17 protein-coding genes and 1 pseudogene are annotated in these 18,802 nt (G+C 62.7%); 10 read left to right on the top strand and 8 right to left on the bottom strand.

Going from position 1 to position 18,802, the window contains the following annotated elements; genetic code table 11:
- Positions 1-325: 325 nt before the first annotated feature.
- Positions 326-1,474, bottom strand: coding sequence for an ISNCY family transposase (locus tag V5B44_RS11820; protein ID WP_332358460.1), 1,149 nt, complete (start codon positions 1,472-1,474; stop codon positions 326-328).
- Between the two features lie 511 nt (positions 1,475-1,985).
- On the opposite strand from V5B44_RS11820, the gene V5B44_RS11815 reads away from it, so the two are divergent.
- Together V5B44_RS11815 and V5B44_RS11810 are read left to right on the top strand one after the other, a co-directional pair.
- Positions 1,986-2,723, top strand: coding sequence for an AzlC family ABC transporter permease (locus V5B44_RS11815; protein WP_332359236.1), 738 nt, complete (start codon positions 1,986-1,988; stop codon positions 2,721-2,723).
- Complete coding sequence (locus V5B44_RS11810) at positions 2,720-3,040, top strand: AzlD domain-containing protein (protein ID WP_332359235.1); 321 nt, start codon at positions 2,720-2,722, stop codon at positions 3,038-3,040. The genes V5B44_RS11815 and V5B44_RS11810 overlap by 4 nt, the downstream gene beginning before the upstream one ends.
- 67 nt (positions 3,041-3,107) lie before the next feature.
- Here V5B44_RS11810 and V5B44_RS11805 read toward each other — a convergent pair whose 3' ends face one another.
- Entirely contained in the window at positions 3,108-3,929 is an 822-nt protein-coding gene (locus V5B44_RS11805; protein WP_332359234.1) for a pyruvate, water dikinase regulatory protein, read from the bottom strand.
- A gap of 33 nt (positions 3,930-3,962) precedes the next feature.
- Positions 3,963-4,715: an SDR family oxidoreductase gene (locus tag V5B44_RS11800; RefSeq protein WP_332359233.1), complete on the bottom strand. Its 753-nt coding sequence runs from the start codon at positions 4,713-4,715 to the stop codon at positions 3,963-3,965.
- A 274-nt stretch (positions 4,716-4,989) separates the two neighbouring features.
- On the opposite strand from V5B44_RS11800, the gene V5B44_RS11795 reads away from it, so the two are divergent.
- From V5B44_RS11795 to pstB, 6 genes are all read left to right on the top strand, one after another.
- On the top strand, positions 4,990-6,018 hold the full coding sequence (locus tag V5B44_RS11795) for a PstS family phosphate ABC transporter substrate-binding protein (RefSeq protein WP_332359232.1): 1,029 nt from the start codon (positions 4,990-4,992) through the stop codon (positions 6,016-6,018).
- Between the two features lie 41 nt (positions 6,019-6,059).
- Entirely contained in the window at positions 6,060-6,413 is a 354-nt protein-coding gene (locus V5B44_RS11790; protein ID WP_332359231.1) for a hypothetical protein, read from the top strand.
- Positions 6,414-6,648: 235 nt separating this feature from the next.
- Positions 6,649-7,653 (top strand): PstS family phosphate ABC transporter substrate-binding protein, encoded by a 1,005-nt coding sequence (locus V5B44_RS11785; protein ID WP_332359230.1) that lies wholly within the window; start codon positions 6,649-6,651, stop codon positions 7,651-7,653.
- 169 nt (positions 7,654-7,822) lie between these two features.
- On the top strand, positions 7,823-8,707 hold the full coding sequence (gene pstC / locus V5B44_RS11780) for a phosphate ABC transporter permease subunit PstC (RefSeq protein ID WP_332359229.1): 885 nt from the start codon (positions 7,823-7,825) through the stop codon (positions 8,705-8,707).
- Between the two features lie 2 nt (positions 8,708-8,709).
- Positions 8,710-9,654 (top strand): phosphate ABC transporter permease PstA, encoded by a 945-nt coding sequence (gene pstA / locus V5B44_RS11775; RefSeq protein WP_332359228.1) that lies wholly within the window; start codon positions 8,710-8,712, stop codon positions 9,652-9,654.
- A 22-nt stretch (positions 9,655-9,676) separates the two neighbouring features.
- The gene (gene pstB, locus V5B44_RS11770) at positions 9,677-10,483 is read left to right on the top strand and encodes a phosphate ABC transporter ATP-binding protein PstB (RefSeq protein WP_332359227.1); all 807 of its coding nucleotides are present in this window, start codon (positions 9,677-9,679) and stop codon (positions 10,481-10,483) included.
- Between the two features lie 231 nt (positions 10,484-10,714).
- On the opposite strand, the gene V5B44_RS11765 is transcribed toward pstB, so the two are convergent.
- The 5 genes from V5B44_RS11765 to V5B44_RS11745 form a co-directional block, all read right to left on the bottom strand.
- Positions 10,715-12,058: an FAD-dependent oxidoreductase gene (locus V5B44_RS11765; RefSeq protein ID WP_332359226.1), complete on the bottom strand. Its 1,344-nt coding sequence runs from the start codon at positions 12,056-12,058 to the stop codon at positions 10,715-10,717.
- Positions 12,059-12,271: 213 nt separating this feature from the next.
- Complete coding sequence (locus V5B44_RS11760; RefSeq protein WP_332359225.1) at positions 12,272-13,198, bottom strand: alpha/beta fold hydrolase; 927 nt, start codon at positions 13,196-13,198, stop codon at positions 12,272-12,274.
- A 39-nt stretch (positions 13,199-13,237) separates the two neighbouring features.
- Positions 13,238-14,029 (bottom strand): alpha/beta hydrolase, encoded by a 792-nt coding sequence (locus V5B44_RS11755; RefSeq protein ID WP_332359224.1) that lies wholly within the window; start codon positions 14,027-14,029, stop codon positions 13,238-13,240.
- Between the two features lie 13 nt (positions 14,030-14,042).
- Positions 14,043-15,578, bottom strand: coding sequence for a wax ester/triacylglycerol synthase family O-acyltransferase (locus V5B44_RS11750; RefSeq protein WP_332359223.1), 1,536 nt, complete (start codon positions 15,576-15,578; stop codon positions 14,043-14,045).
- Between the two features lie 152 nt (positions 15,579-15,730).
- Positions 15,731-15,922 carry a DUF1059 domain-containing protein gene (locus tag V5B44_RS11745; RefSeq protein WP_434735451.1) on the bottom strand — a complete coding sequence of 64 codons (192 nt, stop codon included), beginning with the start codon at positions 15,920-15,922 and terminating at the stop codon, positions 15,731-15,733.
- An 82-nt stretch (positions 15,923-16,004) separates the two neighbouring features.
- Here V5B44_RS11745 and V5B44_RS11740 point away from each other — a divergent pair.
- Positions 16,005-16,925: pseudogene (locus tag V5B44_RS11740) on the top strand (ISAs1 family transposase); the annotation flags it as partial.
- Positions 16,926-17,481: 556 nt separating this feature from the next.
- Positions 17,482-18,732 carry a group II intron reverse transcriptase/maturase gene (gene ltrA, locus V5B44_RS11735; protein ID WP_332358461.1) on the top strand — a complete coding sequence of 417 codons (1,251 nt, stop codon included), beginning with the start codon at positions 17,482-17,484 and terminating at the stop codon, positions 18,730-18,732.
- Positions 18,733-18,802 lie beyond the last annotated feature (70 nt).

The following is an 18,802-nucleotide window of genomic DNA, read 5'->3' as shown; positions in this document are numbered from 1 at the left end:
ATCGCTCGTACGGGTCGGTCCGTCCCAGTGCTCCGCATCGGTACTCTCGCCTCGTGGTTTCTGCCACTTGTGCTTCTCCCTTGACATCGGAACGACTGGTTCCCGCAGTTCCACACAAAAGCCTGGATCAGCTTCACGCCTCCTATACGCCGGCCGCCGCTTGCCCAGTAGTCAGGTGCCCGGCAAGCTTGTCCCAGAAGATAGAAACGCCCCTGGTTTTGACGACAAGTCTCTGGATTACGACGCGTCAGCGAAGGTTCACTTTCGTTCGTCTCTCTGATCCTTACCTGCTCGAGGTACGTCCTCGACGCTTTGACCCCAACGCTCACCACCACGGCTCTTGACCGCAGCAGCTTGGGGTGGTTTGAGGCCCGCTCCTGAAAGCCGACCCCGAGGGACCTACCCTCATCTTCCGTGTAGCTTCTACACAGTTCGTCAGTCCATTACGAACTTCCTTTCTGTGTGCCTGCGGCACACTCTCGATTTTCCAACGCGCCCGCCCGGCGGAAGCCAGAGCGGCGACGTTATGGTCGGTGATGGCATGCGAGGTGGCCCAGGCGTTCTTGAAGACGATGGCACCGCGGGCATCGGTGGTGACCAGTTCCAGCCAGTTGGCCATCACGGCATCGTCCGTGTTGCGCAATGGCACTTGATGGGCATAGCGATAGGTGTCGGTAAAGTGCTTCTTGCCGACGCGTCGCGCCTGTACGACGCGGCCGAGTTGCTCGTTGCGCTCGAAATCGCCGACCCACTCGTAGAGCGTGGCATGGGATTCGGGCTTGCAGGTGAACAGGAAGTCGGCCTGTTGCGCCCGCACCCGCAGGCAATGCGACTGATGGCAGTACAGGTCGTCGCCCAGGTAGGTGATGCGCCACGGGCGGTAGTGCTCGCCCCAGCGCGCCAGCCAGCGGGCCGCGGCGGCCAATTCGCAGTCCTGCTTGTCCTGGCCGTCCTGGGGTTGCACGAATTCCGGCGGCAACGGGATGGCGTTCGCCTGGCCCGGCGCCACCAGCACCGGCGTCACGGCAAGGTGGCGATAGAGAACCCTGTCGTTCTTCAGGCGCGTCTCGCTGCAACCGGCACAGGAAATCTTTTCCGACGAGAAGAAATCAGTGCCGTCCAGGGCAATCAGCAAGGTGTCGTTGAGCGAGCGAAATCCCGCCAGATAGCCTTGCTGGTACAGGGCATCGCCAATCTCGGCCATGACCGGGTACACCGTTTCCGGCGGCACCGGGTCCAGCAGATTGCGAATCTGGTTATCGCAGGGAATCTCATGCACCCCGAACAGCGAAGAGGCATTGTTCCGCCCCAACTGCTTCTGCATCCTGACTTGGCTATCGAGGAAGGACGGACTTTGCGAGAAAAACACGGCGAAGGCCGACAGGGCCGCATCCTCCATCTCATAGAGCCGGGCGTTGCTCTGCTTACGCCCGTCCGGCAAAGCCCGGAATGCATCCCGAACCTTCTCGATCAAGGCGATGGCGGGGCTCGGCAGGGGGATGGGGGCAACGGTCGAAATGGGCTGGGCACCTGAAAATCATCAATACTTCGATCAAGTTCGAGGTTAACACTATAACACACTGTTTACCAGCATTATTTTAAAAAACACCCGGAGTTTCCCTCAATCTTCATCGCCCAAGTCTGCCAATCCGCGTGCGCCAACCTACGCCAACAGCCGCATTGCTTGGGTTTGAAATGAGAACTGCTGCCCAAGAACCCCGCTTGGTCCGGCTCATCGACAAGGCGGATAGAAGGGCGCCATCCCGGCGCCCATGGTCATTGAGCGCATGAGGCAAGCGATCGCGGCGCAGGTCCGCCGGTGCGTCTCGTTCGGACCCGCTCCTTTCCGGCCCGACCGCAAGATCTTGGTGGCCATAGGCGGGTAGAATCCCGCCATGAGATGCCTGACCACGTTCTGCCGCCACCGAAAAGCCAATCGCCCGATTCAGCCGTCCCGGTGCACGCTCCTCTGACGCCCTGAGCCCATGGCGCCAGTCAATCAGCCACCAGCCCTCAGGAAGCAGGAGTTCCTCTCGGGAGTACGCGACACGCTGCCCCTGCTGCTCGGCGCGCTGCCGTTCGGGCTGATCTACGGCGCCGTCGCCGCCACCTCGGGTCTGTCCTTCGCCGCCGCCATCGCCATGTCGGCGTTGGTCTTCGCCGGCTCGTCGCAGTTCATCGCAATCGGCCTCGTGGCCGCCCAGACACCGGTGGCGATCATCGTTCTGACGACGCTGATCGTCAACCTGCGACACATGCTCTACAGCGCCACCCTGCTGCCCTACCTCAAGGACCTGCCGCAGCGCTGGCGGATTCCCCTCGCCTTCTGGCTCACCGACGAAACCTTCGCGGTCGCCGTGCACCGCTTTCAAAGAAAGGATTCATCATCCTGCAAACACTGGTACCAGTTGGGCTCGTCGATCGCCATGTATCTCAACTGGCAGTTGTGGTGCTTTCTCGGCCTGGTCCTCGGCAACCGGATTCCCGATGCGCAGAACTGGGGACTCGATGTCGCGATGCCGGTCACCTTCATCGGCATGATCATCCCCTTTGTCAAAACGCTTCCGGTCGCGCTCTGTGTGCTGACTGCCGGCGCCGCCTCGCTGCTCACCCTGGCGATGCCTTACAAGCTGGGAATTCTCGTCTCCGCCTTTGCCGGCATTGCTGCCGGCCTCATGGCGCAGCGCCTGGCCCGGGCCAAAGTCGAGGCGATCCGGCAATGAGCGCAAACGAAGCCTGGATGCTTGCCGGCATGGTCGCCGTGACCTTCGGCATCCGCTACCTGCTGTTCGGACTGGCGGACCGGATTCGCCTCGCACCCTGGCTCAGCGACTCGCTCAAGTTCATCCCGCCGGCAGTGCTCACCGCGATCACCCTGCCCGCCGTATTGTTGCCAAGAGGCGACTGGCACCTTTCACTGGCGAATCCGTACCTTGTCGCCGCGTTGTTCAGTCTCGCCGCCGGCATCACCACGCGTAACCTGCTGGCGACGATCGCCATCGGCCTGATCGCGTTCTTCGCCCATCGCTTTTTCTTCTGACGGGGTGCGGCGGGTGCCGCAGGCTGCGTCATGCCGCAGCGGCCAGCACCCACGCACAGCAGGCTCTCTAATGGCTTTCGCCGGCCCGCTTGCGCAACATGTCTATGATCATCGAGGCTGTCTGTTCGATCGAGCGATGGCTGGCATCGATGATCGGCCAGCCGCGCCGGATGAACAGGCGCCGCGCTTCGAGCACCTCCTTGCGCAGGATATCGTAGTCGGCGTAGTCGGTGTTGGCTTCGTCGTTCAGCGCGCTCAGACGAGCCGCGCGAACCACCGCCAGACGCGCCGGATCGACCGTCAGGCCGACAACCAGCGGACCACTCGCCCGCAACAAGGCGACTGGTGGCGGCGCACCCGGCACCAGCGGCACGTTGGCCGCCTTGATGCCACGCGAGGCGAGATACATGCAGGTCGGCGTCTTGGTCGCCCGCGATACCCCGACGACGATCACGTCGGCGCCGTCGAGGTCTTCGCTGCCGATACCGTCGTCGTGGGCCAGCGTGTATTTCATGGCCTCGACGCGCCGGAAGTAATCCTCGTCGAAAGCGTCGCCGGAACTGGTGTGAGACTTGATGGCGGCGCCAGAGTACTCGGCAAGCTGGCCGAGCAGAGGCTCGAGGGCAAACTGGTAAGGCATGCCCAGACGGCGGCAGCCCTCTTCAATGGCCGCGCGCACATCGCTGTGGCTGATGCTGTGCAGGACATAGCCAGGCGCGGTAGCCAGGACGCCGAGGATCTCGGGAACCTGGTCCAGGCGGCGGACCATCTTCCACAAGCGCCGTTTCACCTCGACCCCTTCGAGCTGGGTGACGGCATTGCGCGCCAGCATCTCGACCAGCTCGCCCGAGGCATGCGAGATGAGATAGAAGACAATGGTCTTGCTCATGGCTGCGCCCTCCTGCACGATCACGACGCCGATTCAGCGGTGATAGCCGCCGTCGAGACGCAGCACACTGCCGTTGATCATGACGTTCTTGATCACATGCAGGACCAGCATCGCGAACTCGGCCGGGTCGCCGAAGCGGTGCGGAAACGGAATCTGCCGCGCCAGCCGGGAGTCGAGGTTTTTCTCCATGTCGAACAGCGTCTGCGTACCGAACAGCCCAGGTGCGATGCCGACCACGCGGATGCCCAGGGGACCCAGTTCGCGGGCGGCCGGCAGGATCATGCTGACAACACCGCCCTTGGAAGCCGAATAGGCCGCCTCGCCGCTCTGTCCTTCGTACGCCGAGACGGACGCCGTCGACAGGATGATGCCGCGCTCACCGTTGGCCATCGGCGGCAGACGCGCCATGTCGGCAGCGGCCAGACGCATCATGTTGAAGGTCGAGATCAGGTTGACCTCGACGAGCTGCCGGAAATCCTCGAGCGGCATCGGGCCATCGACGCCGACAATCGGCTCGAAGTGGCCACGGCCAACGCAGTGCACCAGCACGCGGGCGGCGCCATGCGCGTCCCGCGCTGTGCTCAGCGCCTTTTCCGCCGCCAGTGAATCCGCGACGTCACAGTGAATGGCGTGTGCACCAATCTCCTCGCCCACCCTGCGCACGCCGTCGGCGTCAATGTCTATCACCGTTACTCTGGCACCGGCCTCTGTGAGATAGCGCGCCGTTTCCGCGCCCAGGCCCGATGCTGCGCCGGTGACCACTGCTGGGCATGCCCAAAGATCCATCTGATGTCTCCAAGTTCCGCCAGCAGTTCGTGCCAACGCCAGGCGGCATTATCGGCCGTCTGGCATCGCCGCGCAAACCGCCGGGCGGGCGCACTGGGCTATGAACGGGCGCCGAAGGTACGGTGGCGAGCGCCGGGGTGCTGCCTTCGTCCGGCGGCCACCAGGCTGCGCCCGGTCGCTTTGTTCCCGGAACGGCGAACTGTCATCAATTCGTCACAAATCTGTCACATAATGGCTCTGTCGCTTCGACGTACTTCAGCCACGGAGGCTCCCCATGAAGTGCAATCTGTCAGCCCTACCAGCCGCTCCGCTGTGTTCCGCAATTGCGTTTGCTGCTGCAGTTGGCTTCAGCCCACTGGCCATGGGCGCCTCGCCCGTCGTCAAGGTCGATGGCTCGAGCACCGTTTATCCGATTGCCGAGGCGGTTGCTCAGGATTTCCAGCGGGCCAAGCTGCACGAGGTACACGTCAACATCGGCGTCTCGGGAACCAGCGCCGGATTCGCCAAATTCTGTCGTGGCGAAACCGACATTGCAAGCGCCTCCAGGCCGATCCTGAAAAAGGAAATGGACGAGTGCGCCAAAGCCGGCATCCGCTTCTACGAAATGCCCATCGCCTACGACGCGCTGACTGTAGTGGTCAATCCGCAGAATGCTTTCGTCAATCGACTGAGCGTCGCCGAACTGAGGAAGCTCTGGGAACCGGCGGCGCAGGGCCGAGTCACTACATGGAAGGACATCAACCCTGCCTGGCCCGCCGAGAAGATCAAGCTTTATGCACCTGGCGTCGATTCGGGCAGCTTCGAGTCCTTCACTGAAGTCGTTGTTGGCACGGCAAAGTCCAGCCGCAGCGACGTCAGTACGGCCGAAGACCACGACGTACTGGCCCAGCGCATCGCCCAGGACAAGGACGCCCTGGGCTATATCAGCCTCGACTACTACGTTGAAAACCAGAACAGGCTGAAGGCAGTCGCGATCAGCGACGGCAAGGAAGCCGTCCTGCCGACGGTCGGCAACATTCGCAACGGCAGCTATCAACCACTGTCGCGTCCTCTCTTCCTCTACGTCAGCGAACGTTCGCTCGAAAAGCCCGCGGTCAGGGACTTCGTCGAATTCGGCATGAAGAATGCAGCCAGGCTGGTCGTCGAAGCAAACTACCTGCCACTGCCAAGCAGGGCCTACAGCGAGAACATGGAACGGATCGCGGCAAAAAAGGTCGGCAGCGTTTATGGCGGCGAGAACAAGGCCCGCCCGCGTCCCGACGACATGCGGAAGCTGCTCGAGGCCTTGATGCACGGCTCATAGTCCCCCCTCGAGAAAACCCATCCCACCCCATGGAGATTTGTATGTCAGCACCATCCCACCCTTCCAGCGCTGACGCCATCAAGGCTGCCGCGCACGAACTCAAACTCCGAAGGACCGCCGAAGCGACGGCCAGGGCGCCGGCCGGAAAGGCCAGGACGAAGGCCGAAAAGCCGAAGAAACCGAAAACCGTCCGCTGCAAGGTACATTTGGCCGAGAGCGAGTACCGGGAACTCGGCAAACTGAAGAAGCGGCTCGCACGCCAGGGCGTCGATACCGGCAAGGAGCAACTCATACGCGCCGGCCTGCTGCTGCTCGCGCACCTCGACGCAAGCAATCTCAAGGCCGCGATACGCGATGTCATCGCCCCTGAACCGGCGATTAACGAAAGCGCGTAGGTCAAGGAGTCACGCCCGCCCAGCGCATCACACGAACGGTCCCAAGGTACCCACTCCGCCTCGCCAGTAAGCGAGGCGGAGTGGGTTTGGCCCGCTGGGCGAGCGCACGACTAGCCCATGGCCAAGAGAGCTGCACCCCCCGGGCGACCGCACGGCGCAGCCGTCATCAAGCTGTCACACAGCCAGTGAATAATCGACTCCAGAACCCTAATCCAGACACAATCAGGAGTTGATCATGAATCGTCTGCCAGGCAAGTCCGTTGTTCCTTCAATCACTTTTCTGACGGCCCTCTGCTTCACGCCATCGCTTCTCGCCGCGCCGCCGGTGGTCAAGATCGACGGTTCGAGCACCGTTTTCCCGATCACCGAAGCGGTCGCCGAGGAGTTCCAGAAGGCCAGGAAGGGCACCGTCAATGTCACCGTCGGCATCTCCGGCACCGGCGGTGGCTTCAAGAAGTTCTGCCGTGGCGAGACCGACCTGGCCAACGCCTCGCGGCCGATCTCGAAAAAAGAGATGGAAGAGTGTGCCAAGAGCGGTGTCCGCTACTACGAAATGCCCATCGCCTATGACGCACTGACAGTGATGGTCAACCCGCAGAATACCTTCATCAAGAGCATGACCGTCGCCGAACTCAAGAAGGTCTGGGAACCGGCTGCGCAGGGCAAGATCAACAGCTGGAAAGACGTGAACCCTGCCTGGCCCGAGCAGAAGATCAAGCTCTACGGCGCCGGATCCGATTCCGGTACCTTTGACTACTTCACCGAAGCCATCGTCGGCAAGGCGAAGTCGAGCCGCGGCGACTTCACCGCGTCGGAAGACGACAACGTGCTCGTGCAGGGCATTTCCGGCGACAAGGGCGCGCTCGGCTACTTTGGTTTCGCCTACTACATCGAAAACCAGAAGAAGCTCAAGGCCGTCGCCATCGACGGCGGCAAGGGGCCGGTCGCGCCGACACCGGAGAACGTCGACAACGGCACCTATCAGCCGCTCTCGCGACCGATCTTCATCTACGTCAGCGAGAAGTCGCTCGACAAGCCGGAGATCCGCGATTTCATAGACTTCTACATGAAAAACGCCCCGCAACTGGTCAAGGAGGTCAAGTACATCCCGCTGCCGGCCAAAGCCTACGCGGGTAACCTCGAGCACCTTGCGAAGAAGAAGCTCGGTACCGTCTTTGGTGGCCAGAACGAAGTCGGACTGACCATCGAGCAGCTGATGAAGCGCGAGGCGCAGCTCTGAAACATCAGCCAGACCCTGGTACCAGGCCGGCGCCCCGGGGCGCCCGGCCGGTCCGCTCCATGCCAACACGCTGTCGTCTGAGGCTCCAACGATGAGCAGTATTCCCCTGAAACCTTCGCCGCAACCGTTGATAGTTGCCGCCGCCGGCCGATCGCTGGCGATACCATCGATGAATCTTCGGCGCCGCCTGACCGAACGCGGCATCGAGGCCGTGCTGCTGCTGGCAGCACTGGTCTCGGTGTTCACGACACTCGCCATCGTCGCGATTCTCGTCTGGGAATCGATTGCCTTCTTCCGCACCGTGCCGCTGCTCGACTTCCTGACCGACACGCAATGGACGCCGCTGTTCGACGACGCGCACTTCGGCATCATCGCGCTGCTCTCGGGCACCCTGACGACGACGATTGTCGCCCTGCTGGTGGCCATTCCACTCGGTACTGTGCTCGCCATCTACCTTTCCGAGTTCGCCCCTTTCCGCGTCAGGGAAGTCGCCAAGCCCTTTCTTGAAATGCTCGGCGGTGTCCCGACGATCGTCTATGGCTACTTCGCGCTGCTCTTCGTCACCCCCCTGCTGCAGCAGATCTACCCCGACCTGCCCGGCTTCAACATGCTCTCGGCCGGTCTGGTGATGGGCATCATGATCGTGCCCTATGTCAGCTCGCTGTCCGAAGACGCGATGCGTGCGGTACCGATGAACATGCGCGAAGCCTCCTACGCGATGGGCGCAACGCGCCTGCAGACGGCGATTTTTGTCGTCACGCCCGCGGCGCTGTCCGGCATTGCCTCGTCGTACATCCTCGGCATCTCGCGCGCTGTCGGCGAAACGATGGTCGTCGCCATTGCCGCCGGCATGCAACCGAACTTCAGCTTCAACCCGGTCGAACCGGCGGCCACGATCACCGCCTACATCGTCCAGGTGGCGCTCGGCGACCTGCCACACGGCTCGCTCGGCTATCAGACGATCTTCGCCGCCGGCCTGACCCTGCTCCTGATCACCCTGCTGTTCAACATCATCGGCCACGTCCTGCGCAAACGTTTTCGTGAGGCTTACTGACAATGACCACCCTGCCGCTCACCGCGCCCGCCGCCGACGTCGAGGCGATCCGTCGCCTGATTGCCAGACACAAGACCTGGGACTGGCTATTCGGCCTGCTCGGCGTGCTGGCCCTGATGTTCGCCACGCTGGTCTTTGCCATGCTCTTCGGCCAGATGCTGAACAGCGGCCTACCGCATCTCTCCTGGGATTTCTTTACCAGTTTCCCGTCGCGACGGGCGGCCAGCGCCGGCATCCTCTCGGCCTGGGTGGGAACGATCCTGGTAATGCTGGTGACCGCCCTGGTCGCCGTGCCGCTTGGCGTCGGCGCAGGCATCTACCTCGAGGAATACGCGCGCAAGAACCTGTTGACCGACATCATCGAGATCAACGTCACCAACCTCGCCGGCGTGCCGTCGATCATCTACGGCCTGCTCGCCCTCGGCCTCTTCGTCTACCAGTTCGGCCTCGGCCAGAGCATCGCCGCCGCTGGCCTGACGCTGGCACTGCTGATCCTGCCGGTGGTCATCGTCGCCACCCGTGAAGCGATCCGCACCATCCCGCAGAACATCCGCGAAGGCGCGTATGCCTGCGGGGCGACCAAGTGGCAGGTGGTCTCGCACCATGTCATCCCCTATTCGCTGCCCGGCATCATGACCGGCGTGATCATCGGCCTCGCCCGCGCCATCGGCGAAACGGCGCCGATCATCACCATCGGCGCACTGACCTTCATTGCCTTCCTGCCGCCTTCGCCTTTCGGCAACCCGGATCAGCTGATCTCCTTCGACTGGCTGATGGCACCCTTCACGGTGATGCCGATCCAGATGTTCAACTGGATCTCGCGACCAGAGGAGGCGTTTCAGGCGAATGCCGCCGCCGCCGGGCTGGTACTGGTGGTGATGACGCTGTCGATGAATGCTGTCGCCATCTGGATCCGCTACCACTTCCGCAGGAAAATCAAATGGTGAGCGACCTGCTCACCCGACAAGGATGACCATCGTGAGCACCATCAGCACCCTCGTACGAAAACCCCGGGCCGAACTCAAGGCGCAGGTCAATGCACTCAACTTCTACTATGGCGACTTCCAGGCCCTGAAGAGCATCGACTTTCCGGTCGAGAAGAACCAGGTCACCGCCCTGATCGGCCCTTCGGGCTGCGGCAAGTCGACTTTCCTGCGCTGCTTCAACCGCATGCACGATCTCTACCCGAACATGCGCTACGAGGGCGAGATCCTGCTTTATCCGGACGGCGTGAACATCGTCGACCGGCACGTCGATCCGATCGAGGTGCGCATGCGCATCTCGATGGTCTTCCAGAAGCCCAACCCGTTTCCCAAGTCGATCTACGAGAACGTCGCCTATGGCCTTCGCGTGCGCGGGCTTCGCAATCGCGCCCTGATCGACGAAAAGGTCGAGGAAGCGCTGAGCGCCGCTGCCTTGTGGAGCGAGGTCAAGGACCGGCTCAATGACCTCGCCTTCAACCTCTCGGGTGGCCAGCAGCAGCGCCTGTGCATCGCGCGGGCGCTGGCCACGAACCCCGAGATCCTGCTCTTCGACGAGCCGACGTCGGCGCTTGACCCGATCGCTACAGCAAAAATCGAGGAACTCGTCGACGAACTCAAAGAGAAGGTCACCATCCTCATCGTGACCCACAACATGCAGCAGGCCGCGCGGGTTTCGGCCTACACCGCGTTCATGTATATCGGTGAGCTGATCGAGTTCGATGACACCAAGAAGATCTTCACCAACCCGTCGTCAAAGCTGACTGAGGAGTACATCACCGGGCGTTTCGGGTAGACGGGTTGCCGGAAGCCAGCGGTTGATCGGCAGCCGTGCCCTGAAATCCCCTGCCGGCACCCTTTGCGGAAGGGACCTTGCGGGAAAGAAGACGTCGTGAACATTGTCCGTGACATCCCGGGCGGCCGTTCCCCTCGTCGGCAAAGCCTGCTGGCGACGGTCCTCCGCAGGTAGCGGACCAGCGATCCCGGAAGTGTCGCCTGGCTGCCTTCCGGGGTATGCCGCTGACGTTCAGCCGAACATGTCTTCGTACATCCGGCTCGCCCACTGAAAATCCTCGCTCACCAGATCGTCGCGTCGCAGATTGTCGTCGATCTGCTCCTGAATGATCACCCCCTGGTCGTCCAGGTGATAGCGGAAGCGGACGGCGATGTCTTCGCGCGGTGCAGTATTCACCATCATGAAGCACAGGTTGTCAGGCAGCGCCGCCTTCGGCGCCTTGCCCGCCACTCGGTCGGCAATGTAGCGGGCAACGATCCTGGCGTGTGCGTTGGCCACGTGGCCGGCTTTCGGGTAGAAGCTGAACTGCGGTGAAACGATGCCGACCGCGTCGCCGATGACGTACACGTCCCGGTCTTCCCGCAGGTTGAGAAAGAGCGGATCGACCGCTGCCCAGCCAGTCAGCCGGCCTTCGGCATTGCGGCCGATGGCACCCGCCTTCCAGGCCATATCGCCAGCCTGGTGCGGCGCCATCAGGATGCTGTGGTCGAACCTGAAATCGCCGGCAGTGGTCCTGATCCGCTTGTTGAAGGGATCGACTTCCTGGATCACCGCTTTCGGCACGTAGGTGATCTGGTCCCGGTAGAGGGTGGAAAACGCTTCCTGGAAGCCCTCGGTGATCGGCTTCGGGCTGTCTTTTGGGTCGAGGAGGATGATTTTCCCCTTCACCTTGTTCTGCTTGAAAAGGCTGGCGATCAGGCAGGCCCGCTCATAGGGCGACGGCGGGCAGCGGTGCGGCGGGGGTGGCAGGGTCATCACCAGGTCGCCGCCCTTGAAGCCCTGAATCCCCGCCTTGAGGACGAAGTGTTCGGCGTTGGGAATGTAGGCTGCGGGATAGCGGGCGCGGGTATACTCCGCGGCCCGGCGGTCATCGCCAAACCAGGCCTCGTAGTTGTAGCGGATGCCGGCAGCGACGATCAGGTAGTCATAATCGACATGGCCCTGGGCGGTGATGACGCGTTTCCGGTCACGCTCGAAGGCGAGGACTTCGGTCTGGATGAAGCGATAGTCGTATTTGCTGGCAACGTCCAGATAGCTCCAGGTGAGGTAGTTGGTATCGACGACGTCGACCAGCCACTTGTTGCTCATCGGACAGGAGAAGAAAAGCGGATTACGCTCGAGCAGAACGACCTCGATGCCCGGATTGTTTTTCTTGAGATGCCTGGCTGCGCTGACGCCACCCCAGCCCCCACCACAGATGACGACGCGCTTGCCAGAGGCCTTCGGCAACAGCGCATCGCTCTGGGTGGTGATCAGGAAGGGTAGCGGCCTGACTGGCTGGGCCAGGACGGAAGCTGTGGCAGTAGCGCCGAGCGCCCCCGCCGAGGCAAGAAACCGCCTCCGGGAAATTTGCATGGTTGATCTCCACTATCAAGACATCCGCCCGGACACGGAGTGGTCCGGGTTTACAGGTGATCCGCAGGCGGATCGGGAATGCCGACGAACGGTGCGCAGACCGTTGCTTTGCTCGGCAAACGGATTGTCACTGATTCCGCTCGATACCGGCAAGAGATCACCACGACACCGCCCACCGCACCCGGTCGAGGCCAAGGCAGCGCCCCGCCGGGCTCAGGCCCTTGCGGCTCCCCGGCAGTGACTGACGATTCCCTCCACCAGCAGCGCCTGCACCCCCGGAGGCAGGTCGTGTCCCATGCCCTTGATGACCTGCAGTCGGGCACCGGCAATGTGCTTCGCGGTTTCCCGGCCCGCCGCGACCGGCAGCAGCGGGTCGTCGGCACCGTGGATCACCAGAGTCGGCACGCGGATCATGGCGAGTTCACGACGCCGATCGCCGGCCGCGATGATCGCCAGCAACTGCTGGTACGGTCCAACCGGGTAAAGCGCGCGACCAACGCCGCGCTCGAGTTGGCGGCGCAGTTCCGCCTGGTCAGTCGGGAAGCCTGGACTGCCGATCACGCCAAACAGTCGCATCAGGTGATCGACCTGGCTCGTCGGGTCATCCGGCTGCGCTGGCCGGCGCAAGAGCTGTCGCAAGACAGAAGGACGGCCGCAGGCGACACGCCAGTTGCCACTGGCAGACATGATCGAGGTGAGGCTCAGCAGACGCGCCGGATGACACGCCGCCATGCACTGGCCGATCATGCCCCCCATCGAGGCACCGACGACGTGGGCTCGTTCGACCTGCAGCGCGTCGAGCAGGCCGATGGCATCGTCTGCCATGTCACTCAGGCGATACGGCGAACGAACCGGCAGGCCCAGCACGCCGCACGCAATCGCGAGCAGCACCCGCGGCCGCTGTCCCCAGGCAACGTGTGTCGAATGGCCGACGTCACGGTTGTCGAAGCGGATCACGCGAAAGCCCCGGTCGACCAGGCTGGCGCAGAACGCATCGGGCCAGGCAATGAGCTGCATGCCCAGCCCCATGATCAGCAGGATCACCGGTGCGCCGGGATCACCCAGGCTCTGGTAGCAGAGATCGATACCATTCGCGTGCACCATCGCCTCAGCGTCGGGCCACGCCAGCTCAGTGCCCAAGGCGTCCTCGCCTCGTCGCCAGCGCGGCCGCCTTGCCGCTCAATAGCGGGCCCGGCGACGCGGGTCGGGATACAGGTAGCTCCGAAAGCCCGAGCGATCGAATGGCTGCCACTCGCCCTCGGCCTGCGCGAGGCGATCAGCGATGGCATACAGCGTCAGCGGATTCAGGCCCATGCCAAGATGGCTGGCCTGCACCTCGATGTTGTCGGTATGCGGGCTCTCGCGTTCGAGACTGCATTGCCAGGCGACGACCCCGTCGCTGCGGCTGAAGATCGACGTTGTCGGCACCGGCGGCGGCGTGCGTAGTGGCTCGTGGATGTCGGGAGCACCGATCTTGTGCCCGGTCGCCCATTCGTAGATGCGCCAGGCGTTGGTCGCTTTCGGATGACCGGTAAAAGGCGTTCCCATGCTGATCACCTGCCGGACGATGTCCGGCCTCGCCTTCGCCAGCTCGCGCGCATAGATGCCGCCGAGACTCCAGCCGATCAGGCTGACCGAGCGGTCATGCTCGCGGGCCAGCGTATCCAGGCGCTCGAGACAGGCGTCGACCACGCCCTCGCGCGGGCCACGGTTGATTCCCAGCCCCCAAGGGTAAGCTGCGTAGCCCCGACTCTGGAGGTAGTTGCGCAACGGCAGCGTCGACAGGTCGCCGGTGATCAGGCCGGGGAAAACCAGTACCGGATGACCGTCGCCGCGCGGCGCCATACTCAACAGCGGCGTGGCCGCAATGCTCGCCCCGTACTCCCAGCCCGCGCGCATCTCCAGCGCCAGCCTGAGCCAACCCGGCGAGCGTAGAAGTCCCAGTTCGTACCACTGATGGGGTTCGTACATGCTTGTCTCCTCCCTATGTTGAAGTCTTCTTGTGTACCGCCGGACGAGCTGCCCTGGCGCGTTCGGTACTCGCTTCTGCGGCCGCCTTGCGCACCACCGATTCCCCTGGGCCATGCATTTTCACCGGCCCGTCCGCCACGGCCGTCGCCGGCAGTTGGTCCAATTCGGCATAAGCGGCGGTCAGTGCCTGCGCCAGCAAGGCGACGTCCGGAACGGCATCGCGGGCGACGGTCAGCCCGAAATCGAGCGAATCGCAGTAGCTGAACACCGTGATGTTGAGGCCGAGACCGTGCTCGACGATACTCAAGGGCCAGCAGGCACGGATCCGGCCACCAGCGATGTAGAGCGGCTGTCGCGGCCCGGGCACGTTCGAAATCGCCAGATTGGCCAGCGGCGGCAGGAGCTTCGCCACGCCTGAACGGCCATACAGCGCCGCCAGGCCGCCGACGACCCAGGGAATCCCGAGCGACGGAAAATCGGTCGGAATGATCGACTGCGCACGCCTCGTCAAGGCCTTGGCAGCGCCGGCCGCGGCATGCACCGCATGCAGTCGCCGCAGCGGATCGGCCAGGTGCGTCGCCAGCCGGACCAGCGTCAGCGTCGCCTGGATCGTCGTTTCGGTGTTCCCCGCCGGGCGCAGCGACACCGGCATGGTGGCAATCAGCGACTTGCGCGGCAGCCCGCCCTGCGCCTGCAGGTAGCGACGCAGGGCGCCACTGCAGAGGGCGAGCACGACATCGTTGAGCGTCGCCTCGTGCCGCCGCGCAATCTCCTTGACCCCGGCCAGCGACAGAGACAGCGCCGCAAAGCCACGCGCATTGCTGATTGGCACGTTGAACGGGGTCTTTGGCCCAAACGCCAGGTTCTGCCCCATGCCGGGCGCCGTTCCCTGGCCGGCGGACCTGACCATGCCGCTCAGCAAGCGCAGCCCCGCCGGCAGGTGACGCGCCAGCTTCACGTACTGAGCAGCGGTATGGCGAAAAATCGCGCCAAGCCGCTGCCCAAGACCGGGGTCTTCGGCTTCGCCCACCCGTTGCCGCCAGTCTGCGGGCACCTCTGCCGGCTCGGCGGTGGCATCGAACAGGGTGCCGGCGAGCGCCATGCCGGAGACACCGTCGAGCGCCGCATGGTGAATCTTCAAGTACAGGCCGATCTCGCCACTGGCCAGGCCTTCGATGATCGCCAGCTCCCACAAGGGGTATCGGCGATCGAGCGGCGTCGCGTGCAGGCCGCTGACACAGGCCTCGAGATCCGCGAAGCCGGCCGCTGCCGGCAGGACGATGCGGCGTAGATGACAGGAAAATTCCGGCACGCCACCGTCAATCCACACCGGGTTGGCAAACTGCAGCGGCATCGGCGCCAGCCGGGCGCGAAAGAAAGGCGCCAGCGCCAGCCGCGGCAGCAGTTGCCGCTCGATCTCGCCGGCGAAGTCCACATGCCGGTCGCGGTCGGCCGGCGGCTCGATCAGGTACAGCGCAGCGACGTGCATCGGCGTCGCCGGTGTTTCGAGGTGCAGAAACACACCGTCCAGCCCACTCATGTTCTTCATTCACCCACCCCCGCTGAGGCCGCCGGCCTGTGCTTGCTGGCGGTACCAAAGCGCGACTGTAACGGGCCGGGTCAGATTAGGGAAGGGAGCGCGCCGCCGGCAAGAGCGATCGTGCGAATAGCCGTCACAATTGCCAGAGAGGGGTATCCCCCTCAGGGTTTCGACGCGCCCACCTTGAACAGCGTGCTGAGTGTCTTGCGCCGTTCCTCGTTGTCCTGGTGCCCGTGCACCGTCACCGCGTGCGGCACTGCGGCCTCGAGTAGGTCCTTCTCCGAGTCTGCCGCGATGAAAACGGTGCAGTCAGGGCAATCGCATGAATGCCATCGTCGTGAACCCTCCGAAATAATCGTTTACGCTCAACGAGTTACAAAGGGGCTGTTCACAGCCCCCTGATTTGTGTAGTTTTCTGTCTTTTTGGGGTTTTCCATGAGGGCAGAAAGCAAGTTCCGGTTGGTCGACGTCTGGGTGGGCGTGCGCGATCCGAGGCAGAGTACGAAGGTCGAGCACGACCTGATCGAGTTGCTGGTGGTTGCAGTCAGTGCGGTCCTGTCAGGGGCCGACACCTTTGTCGAAATCGAGGCTTGGGCGAAAGAGAAGCTGGAGTGGTTGCGGGAGTATCTGAAACTCGAACAGGGCATCCCCTCGCACGACACCTTTGGCCGGGTCTTTGCGGCGATTGATCCCGACGAATTCGGGGCGGCCTTCGTGCGCTGGGTGGGCCAGGTGTTGCCCGTGCTGGCAAACGGCGACGTGGTGGCCATCGACGGCAAGACCAGTCGTCGGTCGGGAAAGGTGGGCGCCACACCCCTTCACCTGGTCAGCGCCTTTGCGGCCCAAGCGGGTGTGGTGCTCGGGCAGCGCGCGACCGCCAAGAAGTCGAACGAGAAGACCGCCATCCCTGAACTGCTGGCGACCTTGGCACTGCAAGGCAGCATCGTCACCATCGATGCGATGGGCACCCAGCCCAACATTGCGCAGGCCATTCGGGACCGCGGCGCGGACTACCTCCTGGCCGTCAAGGACAATCAGCCCAGGCTGGCCGAATCGATCGACGACTTCTTCGGCGCTTTCGAGGCGGCACCAGCCAAGACGCCCCACCAGTTCCACGAAGTCATCGAGAAGGATCATGGCCGGATCGAAGTGCGTCGCTGCTACGTCTTCAACCAGCTGGACTGTCTGCACGCCCCCGAGCGCTGGCCAGACCTGAAATCGTTTGCGGTGATCACCAGCGAACGGACCATCAGGGGGAAAGCGACTTCGACTGAACGGCGCGTGTATCTCAGTAGCTTGCCACCTGACGCTCAGCGCATGAATCAGAGCGTCCGCCAGCACTGGCGTGTCGAGAGTGTGCCGCAGGCACACAGAAAGGAAGTTCGTAATGGACTGACGAACTGTGTAGAAGCTACACGGAAGATGAGGGTAGGTCCCTCGGGGTCGGCTTTCAGGAGCGGGCCTCAAACCACCCCAAGCTGCTGCGGTCAAGAGCCGTGGTGGTGAGCGTTGGGGTCAAAGCGTCGAGGACGTACCTCGAGCAGGTAAGGATCAGAGAGACGAACGAAAGTGAACCTTCGCTGACGCGTCGTAATCCAGAGACTTGTCGTCAAAACCAGGGGCGTTTCTATCTTCTGGGACAAGCTTGCCGGGCACCTGACTACTGGGCAAGCGGCGGCCGGCGTATAGGAGGCGTGAAGCTGATCCAGGCTTTTGTGTGGAACTGCGGGAACCAGTCGTTCCGATGTCAAGGGAGAAGCACAAGTGGCAGAAACCACGAGGCGAGAGTACCGATGCGGAGCACTGGGACGGACCGACCCGTACGAGCGATGAAGGCTGGTAATGCGGCTGGAGCAAAGGGGTCGGATCAAGCGGTTGCACTTGGCGTTCAACTGGCAACAGGAGGAAACGGATGAGTGCAACAAAACCATTTGCCATTGACAAATGGCTGGTGTACGAAGCGTATCAAGCGGTCAAAGCCAATGCGGGATCGGCAGGGGTGGATAAGGAATCGATCGGCGACTTCGAGAAGGATCTGAAGGGTAACCTGTACAAGATCTGGAACCGGATGTCGTCGGGAAGCTACTTTCCGCCGCCGGTCAAAGCGGTTGCCATTCCCAAGAAGAATGGCGGGGAGCGCATATTGGGTGTTCCAACGGTGGCAGATCGTGTGGCGCAGACGGTTGTCAAGCGGGTGATAGAGCCCGGGATTGAAGCCAAGTTTCTACCGGATTCCTACGGTTATCGGCCCGGAAGGTCGGCGCTGGATGCCGTGGGGGTAACGCGGGAACGATGCTGGAAGTATTCTTGGGTTCTAGAGTTTGATATCAAAGGCCTGTTTGACAACATCGACCATGCATTGCTGGAGAAGGCGCTCGAGAAGCACGTGGAGTGTGAATGGGCCATGCTGTATATCAGGCGCTGGCTAACTGCGCCGCTGCAACAGGCGGACGGAACCCGGGTAGAACGTACCCGGGGGACACCGCAAGGCGGCGTCGTCAGTCCGGTGTTGGCCAACCTGTTCCTTCACTACACGTTTGACGTCTGGATGACGAAACACTATCCGGACAACCCCTGGTGCCGGTATGCGGATGATGGGTTGGTCCATTGTCGGACCGAGCAGGAGGCGCAGGCCCTGATGGCGGCGCTCGATGCAAGGTTTGCGCAATGCGCCCTGCAGATGCATCCGGACAAGACCAAGATCGTGTACTGCAAAGACGGTAGTCGCAAGGGGAGGTATCCGGTCACGCAGTTTGATTTCCTCGGATATACCTTCCGGCCAAGGGTGGTGAAGAACAGCAAGCGCAACAGCCTGTTTGTGAGCTTCACCCCGGCGGTCAGCAACAAAGCGATTACGGCGATGCGGGCAACGACACGCAAACTGAGCTACCGAAATCGGACGGAGCTGAGCCTAGCCGACATTTCCCGACTGCACAATCCAGTCCTGAGGGGCTGGCTCGCGTATTACGGAAGATTCTATCGGTCGGCAATGTACCCCGTCTTCAGGCACTTCAACAAGACGTTGGTGGCTTGGGCGATGAGGAAGTACAGACGGCTGAAGGGCCACAAGATACGGGCGAGCAGGTTTCTCGAACAGCTTTCCGAGACGCAGCCGTATCTCTTCGTGCATTGGCAGAAAGGAATGGTCGGTGCGTTTGCTTGATGGGAGCGGTGTGAATCGAGAGGTTCACGCACCGTTCTGTGAGAGGCCGGGGGTGCAACTCCTCCGGCCG

The sequence above is a fragment of the Candidatus Accumulibacter necessarius genome, assembly GCF_036625085.1.
Note: the sequence above shows the minus strand (reverse complement) of the source record. Positions and strands in the feature narration are given on the sequence as shown.